This is a genomic window from Microbacterium sp. Bi128, assembly GCF_918698205.1.
The window spans coordinates 1-8,216 of record NZ_CAKKMM010000166.1 but is presented as its reverse complement, the minus strand read 5'-3'; the positions used below and the strand labels follow the sequence as shown (position 1 = coordinate 8,216).

The window sequence follows — 8,216 nt, the reverse complement described above, 5'->3', positions numbered from 1 at the left end:
GCGCCCCGGTCCGCTACGCCGAACTCGCCCGGGTGCTCGGCGTCGAGCAGGGCCAGCGCGCCTACTCCACCGACGTCCGGCGCGAGGTGCTGCGGCTCCGGGCGTCCAAGGGCATGGTCTGGGACTCGGACGACCGTGACACCTACTCCACGGGATCCTTTTTCACGAACCCGATCGTGGCCGAGGACGTCGCGGCACGGCTGCCGCAGGAGGCCCCGCGGTACCCCGCCGGTGCGGACGGGCTGACCAAGCTCTCGGCGGCGTGGCTGATCGACCAGGCCGGGTTCGCCAAGGGCTTCGGCTTGGACCCGGACAGCGTCTCGGGCGGCCGGGCCTCGCTGTCCACCAAGCACACCCTTGCCATCACCAACCGGGGAGGGGCGAGCGCGGCGGACATGCTGGCCGTCGCGCGCGAGGTCCGCCACGGCGTCGTCGAACGTTTCGGCATTGAACTGCACCCGGAGCCGCTGCTGATCGGCGTCGATCTTTAGGTAAAGTCCGGCCCCAGGGAAAAGGGCCGCTGCCCGGGCGAGGCCGGGGCAGCGCCGGCGGGGCGCCGCCGCGCCCCGGCTACGGTTCCGTGTGGCGGGGTGCCACCTTGCTGAAAAGCATGAAGGTGAAACCGGAGGCCGCGGCCCCGAGCAGGAAGACCTGGCAGAACGCCACGGACTGGACGCTGGGCCCGCTTTGCAGCACCAGTCCGGCGCACGCAAACGCCACGGCGCCGGCGAGGAACGCCAGGGAGCCGAGCAGGAAGGCCTGTACGGTGGCCGGAAATTCGCCGCCATAGTCGAGCTGGAGCTCCCGGCCCTGCGGGGCGATGCTTCCGTGCTTCACAGCCGCCGGTACCCGTGCCTGAGGCTGTGACTGAGACCGTGACCGTGCCCGCGGCTGCAACGCCGCGGCCGTGACGAAGCTGGCCACGGACACCGCCATGGACGAGGCGGCGACCAGCTGCAGGGTGCTCATCATGGGCGAGAGCCGGGTACCGCTGGCGATGGCGACGGCGAGCCCGGCAGCCATGCCGGCGGCGCTGGACGCCCAGCCCAGCAGGGCCAGCTTCCGGCACAGGGGCCGCAGCAGCGGCCACACCTCACTCATAGTCATGATTCAAGGGTAGGGAAGCCTGCTGGATGGCGGCTGGGAACAGCCGGGCAACAACCCGACAGGCAGCACACGCGACTTACCATGGTTCCATGGCAGCAGTGACGGGCGTCCGCCGGCTTGGCCCCGGAATCATCGGCAGGCTGCGGCTCGCCGCCCAGGGACTGCTGGGACCGGGGTTTCAGTCCGTCCCCGACGCCGTCCGCGGCATGACTGCGATGCAGGCCCAGGACCTGCAGGCCGTGCTCTGGGCCGTCGGCCAGCGCGTGCCGGGTTCCCGCGCCGAAGACGTACGCGGGGCGCTGGACCGGGCGGAGATCGTCCGTTCCTGGCCAATGCGCGGCACCTTGCACGTGCTGGCGCCCGAGGACTTGAAATGGATGCTGGCCATCACCTCCGATCGGCTGATCCAGGCCCTGGCCCGGCGCCACCGGGAGCTCGAGATCACGGCCGCGGACGTCGACGCCGCCGCGGCAACTGCCCTGCAGCTGGTCTCCGGAGGAGCTGCCAGCCGGGCGGAGCTGTTCCAGGCCTTCGAGCGGGCGGGCCAGTCCACGGCGGGCCAGCGCGGCATCCATCTGCTCGGGATCCTGTGCCAGCGGGGGTTGCTGGTGCAGGGTCCGCTGGCCGGCAACCAGCAGCTGGTCGTGGCCTTCGGCGACTGGATCACCGAGTCGCGGACCCTGGACCGTTCCGACGGCATCGCCGAGTGGCTGCTGCGCTACCTTCGCAGTCACGGCCCCGCCACGGAACGTGATTTTGCCTGGTGGGCCGGCATTCCGCTGACGGAAACCCGGGCCGCCCTGGCCCGGGTGTCGGACCAGCTGGCGGAACTGGAGTTTGAGGGGACCAGCTATTGGCTCTCTGCAGAGACAGCCGCGCTGCTCGACGACGGCGTCCCCGGTCAGCGCACGGTGCTGGCGCTGCCGGGGTTCGATGAATTCCTGCTCGGCTACGCGGACCGGTCCCTCGTGCTGCCGCCGGAGCACGCCGACAAGATCGTCCCCGGCGGCAACGGCGTGTTCAAGAAGACCATTGTGGCCGGCGGCGGCGTGATCGGCACCTGGGCCGGGCCGCCGGGCCGCAGGGGAGCCGGCGTCGTGCCTGAACCCTTCGACGTCGTTAACGGGCTGCGGCCTGCAGCCCAAAAGTCTTTTGGGCTGCAGGCCGCGAAATACCGCAGATTCCTTGGCGCCTGAACAGGCGCCGGAAAAGGTGCCTGAAGGGGTGTCTGAACGTATGCCTGTAGGGTGTCCCGGACGGGCTCCTACAGGTTTCCGGTGGCGATGCGGAGCATGCGCCGCAGCGGCTCCGCGGCGCCCCACAGCAGCTGGTCGCCCACCGTGAACGCGCTGATGTACTGCGGACCCATCTCGAGCTTGCGGATCCGGCCCACCGGAATGTCCAGGGTGCCGGACGCCGCCACGGGCGTGAGCTCGGCCATTGAGGCTTCCTTGGTGTTTGGCACCACGCGGGCCCACTGGTTGTCCGCGTCCACGAGCTTCTCGATCTCGGCGATCGGGAGGTCCTCGCGCAGCTTCAGTGTCAGGGCCTGGGAGTGGGAGCGCATCGCACCGATCCGGATGCACAGGCCGTCCATGACGACGCGGTTCGCGGCGGAGGTGCCAAGGATCTTGTTCGTCTCCACCCCGGCCTTCCATTCCTCCTTGGACTGGCCGTTGCCGAGGTCCGCGTCGATCCAGGGGATCAGCGAACCGGCCAGCGGAACGCCGAACTGTGTGGCGTCGATGCCGGCGCGCTGGTGTGCCAGGACCTTGCGATCGATCTCGAGGATCGCCGACGCCGGGTCGTCCAGTTCGGTGCTGACCTCGGCGTTGAGGCTGCCGAACTGGTTCAGCAGTTCACGCATGTGGCGTGCCCCGCCGCCGGAGGCCGCCTGGTACGTCATGGACGTGCCCCATTCGACCAGGTCGTTCTTGAAGAGCCCGCCCAGGCCCATCAGCATGCAGGACACGGTGCAGTTGCCGCCGACGTAGTCCTTGACCCCGCCGGAGAGGCCGGCGTCGATGACGTCCCGGTTGATGGGGTCCAGCACGATGATGGAATCCTCATTCATGCGCAGCGTGGAGGCGGCATCGATCCAGAGGCCGTCCCAGCCGCGGCTGCGGAGCTCGCCGTGGACCTGCTTGGTGTAGTCCCCGCCCTGGGCGGTGACAATAATGGGCAGCTTCGCCAGGGTCTCGAGGTCGAACGCGTCCTCAAGCTTGCCGGCGGCGCCCGCAGCGGCGCCGGCCAGGGCCGGGGCGGCACCGCCCGCGTTCGAGGTGGAGAAGAAGACCGGGTTGATGTTGGCGAAGTCGCCCTCATCCTGCATGCGCTGCATGAGGACGGAACCGACCATGCCACGCCAACCAACCAGGCCGACGGACGGGGTAGCTGCTGTAGTCATGGGCCCAGTTTAGACTTCACGGCCCGCCCGGCGCAGTCGGTTACGTCACGCGTTATAGTCGCCGCGGGGCTCTTCGAGCAGCGCCGCCTTGCGCCGGCGCAGCGCGAAAACCGCCCCGAACGTGAAGACCTGGGTCACCACCACCAGCACGATCGCCCCGAGGATCTTGTTGCCGCCCAGGATCATGGTCAATCCCACGACCGCGGAGAGCAGTGCGAGCAGGGGCAGGAGCATGTACCCCAGGACAAAGAGGGTCTCGGGCTTCCTCAGCATTACTTGGCCTCCGTCCGGCGCCACAGCGTGATCCGGTAGCGGGTGCCGTTGGCGGAGGTCAGCCAGCCGTTGGCCGGGAGGCTGGCCGAGACGGTCCAGTCGTAGCCGAGTTCCGGAGCGAAGGTGTCCCCTTCGGCGTTGGTGTCGATGGTGGTGACGACGGCGACGTCGGCAAGGTCCAGGGACTGGGCAAAGATTTCGCCGCCGCCGATGATCCACACGGTCTCATGGCCGGCCACGAACTGGGATTCAAGCAAGGCGTCATCGAGCGACGCGACGGCGACGGCGCCTTCCGCGCCCGGGGTGTCCTGCCAGGTGGCCTGGCGGGTGATGACGATGTTCGTCCGGCCGGGCAGGGGGCGGTACTTGTCCGGGAATGATTCCCAGGTCTTGCGTCCCATGATGACCGTGTGGCCGGTGGTGAGGCGGCTGAAGTGCGACATGTCCTCGGGCAGGTGCCACGGCATGTCACCGGCCTTGCCGATCACCCCGGTGCTGGTCTGGGCCCAGACGAGCCCGAGGCCAGTGGTGGACGCTCGAAGTTGTTCCGTGAAATCGCCGGGCTGCACGCCCGCGGTGTTGTCGTTGCTCATACGGCTATCGGGGCCTTAATCGTCGGGTGGTGCTGGTAGCCGACCACCTCGAAGTCCTCGAGGGTGTAGTCGAAGATGGAGTCCGGCTTTCGGGTGATGTTCAGCTGGGGGTAGTCGTAGGGCTCGCGGGCGAGCTGCTTGAGGACCTGGTCCATGTGGTTGTCGTAGATGTGGACATCCCCGCCGGTCCAGACGAATTCGCCCGGTTCCAGGCCGGTCTGCTGCGCGATCATGCGTGTCAGCAGGGCGTAGGACGCGATGTTGAAGGGCACGCCCAGGAAGGTGTCCGCCGACCGCTGGTACAGCTGGCACGAAAGCTTGCCGTCCGCCACGTAGAACTGGAAGAACGCGTGGCACGGGGGCAGGGCCATGTCCTTGAGTTCGGAGACGTTCCAGGCCGAGACGATGTGCCGGCGCGAATCCGGGTTGGACTTCAGGTTCTCGATGAGCTCGGCGATCTGGTCGATGTGCCCGCCGTCGGGCGTGGGCCAGGAACGCCACTGGACCCCGTAAACGGGACCGAGTTCGCCGTCGGCGTCGGCCCATTCGTCCCAGATGGTGACGCCCTGGTCCTGCATCCATTTGACGTTCGTGTCGCCGCGGAGGAACCAAAGCAGCTCCACCGCCACGGACTTGAAATGCACCCGCTTGGTGGTGATCAGCGGGAAGCTCGTGCTCAAGTCAAAGCGGAGCTGGCGGCCAAAAACGCTCAGGGTGCCGGTACCGGTGCGGTCCGATTTGTGCGTGCCGTGCTCGAGGACGTCGCGCAGGAGGTCTTCATAGGGCGTAGGGATGCTCACCGTTCCAGTCTACTGAGAACTCGCCGGCTCTCCTTATTTGTGTGACCCTCCCTGCCTCGCCCGCAGGATCGCCAGCAGTGCCGCGTCGTCGAGCCCGGCAGTGCGGCCTTCCGCAATGCAGCGGTCGACGGCGGCGATCACCTCCACCGGGACCGTGCCCGGCGGAGGTGCGGGCGGGGTCAGGATCGGCTGGCTGCCGGCGACCACCGTGCCGTTGCGCCGCCGGGTTTCGACCAGTCCGGCCAGTTCGAGTTCCTTGTAGGCCCGCGCCACGGTGTGCGGGGCCACGCCCAGTTCGCCGGCGAGGCTCCGCACGGCCGGAAGCCTGGTGCCCGGCGCGAGTGTGCCGTTGTCGGCGCGCTCGATCACGAAGAGCCGCAGCTGTTCGAAGAGCGGGACGGAGCTGGCCGGATTGGTCCGCCAGGATCCGGGAAAACGCTCCCCCACGGCGTCCGCGGGGCTCACTGTTCGGCCTCCTGGACGGCCGGGACCTGTTCGCGGCCGGCGAACTGGGCCTCGTACAAATCCTTGTAGAGCCCCTGCCGGGCCACCAGCTGCTGGTGGGTGCCGTGTTCAACGATTCGTCCGTGGTCCATGACGAGAATTAGATCAGCGTCCCGGACCGTGGACAAACGGTGCGCGATCACGAAGCTCGTGTGACCGGCCCGCAGCTGCTCCATGGCATGCCGGATCTGCACCTCAGTGCGGCTGTCGACGGAGCTCGTCGCCTCGTCCAGCACCATGATGCTGCGCCCGGCGAGCTGCGCCCGTGCGATCGAGACGAGCTGGCGCTGGCCCCGGCTCAGGGAATCGCCGTCGTTGCCGAGCATCGTGGCGTAGCCGGCCGGCAGGGACCGGACAAACTGGTCCACGTGGCTGGCGCGGGCCGCCGCGACGATATCGGCTTCGGCGGCGCCGGGCCGGCCGTATTCGATGTTCTCCCGGATGCTGCCGGTAAACAGCCAGGCATCCTGCAGGACGATTCCGAAGGCGCGCCGCAGCTCGTCCCGCGGGATGGTGGCGATGTCCGTGGAGTCCACCAGGATCCGGCCGGAGTCGAGTTCGTAGAAGCGCATCAGGAGGTTGACCACGGTGGTCTTGCCGGCACCGGTGTGTCCCACGATCGCCACGGTCTGTCCCGGGTCCACCGTGAAGGAGAGGTCCTTCACCACGGGGGTGCCGGGGCTGTAGCTGAAGCTGACGTGCTCGAACGTGACCCGGCCCGCCACTGCGCTGGGATCCAGCAGGTCGCCGGGCGTGCCCGGGGCAGGGGCTTTGCGTCCGTTGGAGGATTTGCGCGGGACATGGAGCTTTCGCGCGGCCGTGAAGCCTTGCAGCTTGCCGGCGCCGTTCGCCGAAACGGCCGGCACGGCGCTGTCCGCAGGGATCTCCGGGGCGTCCAGCAGCTCAAACACACGCTCCGCCGAGGCCAGGCAGGACTGCACGAGAGTCAGCATGCCGCCGATCTGGCTCACCGGCTGGCTAAAGAGACGGGAGAACTGGACAAAGGCCTGGATGCCGCCGATCGTCAAGAGCCCCGCGGTGACCTGCAGCGCCCCCACAACAGCAATTGCGATGTAGTTGAGGTTGGCGACAAACACCAGCAGCGGCTGCACGATGCCGGACAAATACTGGGCGCGGGTGCTCGATCGGGTGAGCTTCTCGTTGCGCTCCCGGAAGCTCGCCGCCGACTCTTCCTGCCGGCCGAAGGCCTTGACCACTTCATGCCCGGTGAAGAACTCTTCGAGTTGGGCAGTCAGCGCCCCCGTGCTGCTCCACTGCTCCTTGAAGTGCGCCTGGGAGTGCCGGGCCACGAGCACGGTGATCATCGTGGACACGGGCACCGAGAGGATCGCGATCAGCGCCAGCAGCGGCGAGAGCCACAGCATCATGGCGAGAGCGGCCGAGAGCATCAGGACGGCCATGATCAGCTGGTTGAGGAGCTGGTTGAGCGCCTGGGAGATATTGTCGACGTCGTTCGTGGCCCGGCTGAGCACGTCGCCGCGGCGCTGCTCCTCGAAATGGCTGGACGGCAGCACATGGAGTTTTTGTTCCACGGAGCCGCGGAGGCCGTAGCTGAGGCGCTGCACCGCGGTGGCGGTCAGGCTGCCCTGGATCCAGCTGAACAGCGACGCCCCGACGTACATGGCCGAAACGGCCAGTAGCCGCCCGGCCAGCTGTTGCTCGTCGAGGGAGCCGCCCAGGAAGCCGTCGACGACGACGTCGGTGGCGTCGCCCAGCACCTTGGGCGCCGCCACGTTGAGTGTCACGAACGCGCAGGTCGCGGCGATGACGCCGGCCATCCGCCACTTCAGCGGCAACAGCAGGCCAAGCAGCCGGGCGGCGGTGTGCCATTTGATGCGCTCCGGCACGCCGGGTCCCGCAACGGTCCCGGCGCGGTGTGCCCGCGCGCGGCTCACGGGGCTTCCTCCAGCACCAGCTGGGACGCGGCAATTTCCTGGTAGCTGGGCGAGGACTCCATGAGTTCGCTGTGCGTGCCCTGCGCGACCACCCGGCCGCCCTCCAGGACGAGGATCAGCCCGGCGTCCACGATTGTTGACACCCGCTCGGCCACGATCAGCACGGTCGCCGAGCGCAGCAGCGGCTCGATCGCCGCCCGGAGCCTGATGTCGGTGCCGTAGTCCAGAGCCGAGAAACTGTCGTCGAAGAGGTAGGCGGGGGCCCGCTTGAGCAGGGCCCGCGCGATGCACAGGCGCTGCCGTTCGCCGCCGGAGAAGTTGGTGCCGCCCTGGCTTACGGGCGTGTCGAGCCCGAGCGGCAGGGCGCGGACAAAGTCGGCGGCCTGGGCAGCTTCAAGCGCCTGCCATATTTCGGGCTCGCTCGCGGCGGGCGCCCCGAACCGGAGGTTCCCCGCGACCGTGTCCGCGAACAGGTAGGACTGCTGCGGGACTATTGCGATCAGGCCGCGCAGGTCGTCCAGGGGCATCGCCCGCACGTTCTCCCCGCCGATGCCGATCTCTCCGGCCGTCGCGTCGAGGAAGCGGCGCAGCAGGTTCCGGAGTGTCGTCTTGCCGC

9 protein-coding genes and 1 pseudogene are annotated in these 8,216 nt (G+C 68.4%); 2 read left to right on the top strand and 8 right to left on the bottom strand.

Annotated elements, in window-relative coordinates; all coding sequences use genetic code 11:
* A pseudogene (locus LQV45_RS13030) lies at positions 1 to 491 on the top strand (UDP-N-acetylenolpyruvoylglucosamine reductase); the annotation flags it as partial.
* Between the two features lie 79 nt (positions 492 to 570).
* On the opposite strand, the gene LQV45_RS13025 reads toward LQV45_RS13030, so the two are convergent.
* Positions 571 to 1,107 (bottom strand): hypothetical protein, encoded by a 537-nt coding sequence (locus tag LQV45_RS13025; protein ID WP_230007395.1) that lies wholly within the window; start codon positions 1,105 to 1,107, stop codon positions 571 to 573.
* Between the two features lie 89 nt (positions 1,108 to 1,196).
* Between LQV45_RS13025 and LQV45_RS13020 the strand changes: the two genes are divergently transcribed.
* Entirely contained in the window at positions 1,197 to 2,303 is a 1,107-nt protein-coding gene (locus LQV45_RS13020; protein WP_230007394.1) for a winged helix DNA-binding domain-containing protein, read from the top strand.
* 68 nt (positions 2,304 to 2,371) lie between these two features.
* On the opposite strand, the gene asd is transcribed toward LQV45_RS13020, so the two are convergent.
* The 7 genes from asd to LQV45_RS12985 all read right to left on the bottom strand — a co-directional run.
* Positions 2,372 to 3,514, bottom strand: a complete 1,143-nt coding sequence (gene asd, locus LQV45_RS13015; RefSeq protein WP_230007393.1) for an aspartate-semialdehyde dehydrogenase — start codon at positions 3,512 to 3,514, stop codon at positions 2,372 to 2,374.
* 45 nt (positions 3,515 to 3,559) lie between these two features.
* A complete protein-coding gene (locus LQV45_RS13010) occupies positions 3,560 to 3,787 on the bottom strand; it encodes an NF038396 family protein (RefSeq protein WP_028276519.1) in 228 nt (75 codons plus the stop codon).
* Complete coding sequence (locus tag LQV45_RS13005; RefSeq protein ID WP_230007392.1) at positions 3,787 to 4,380, bottom strand: dihydrofolate reductase; 594 nt, start codon at positions 4,378 to 4,380, stop codon at positions 3,787 to 3,789. The genes LQV45_RS13010 and LQV45_RS13005 overlap by 1 nt, the downstream gene beginning before the upstream one ends.
* Positions 4,377 to 5,180: a thymidylate synthase gene (locus tag LQV45_RS13000; RefSeq protein WP_230007391.1), complete on the bottom strand. Its 804-nt coding sequence runs from the start codon at positions 5,178 to 5,180 to the stop codon at positions 4,377 to 4,379. The genes LQV45_RS13005 and LQV45_RS13000 overlap by 4 nt, the downstream gene beginning before the upstream one ends.
* Before the next feature lie 33 nt (positions 5,181 to 5,213).
* Positions 5,214 to 5,645, bottom strand: a complete 432-nt coding sequence (locus LQV45_RS12995) for a GntR family transcriptional regulator (protein WP_230007390.1) — start codon at positions 5,643 to 5,645, stop codon at positions 5,214 to 5,216.
* Positions 5,642 to 7,483 (bottom strand): ABC transporter ATP-binding protein, encoded by a 1,842-nt coding sequence (locus tag LQV45_RS12990; RefSeq protein WP_308288862.1) that lies wholly within the window; start codon positions 7,481 to 7,483, stop codon positions 5,642 to 5,644. The genes LQV45_RS12995 and LQV45_RS12990 overlap by 4 nt, the downstream gene beginning before the upstream one ends.
* Positions 7,484 to 7,596: 113 nt before the next feature.
* A partial coding sequence (locus LQV45_RS12985; RefSeq protein ID WP_230007388.1) for an ABC transporter ATP-binding protein occupies positions 7,597 to 8,216 on the bottom strand: 620 nt, incomplete at its 5' end.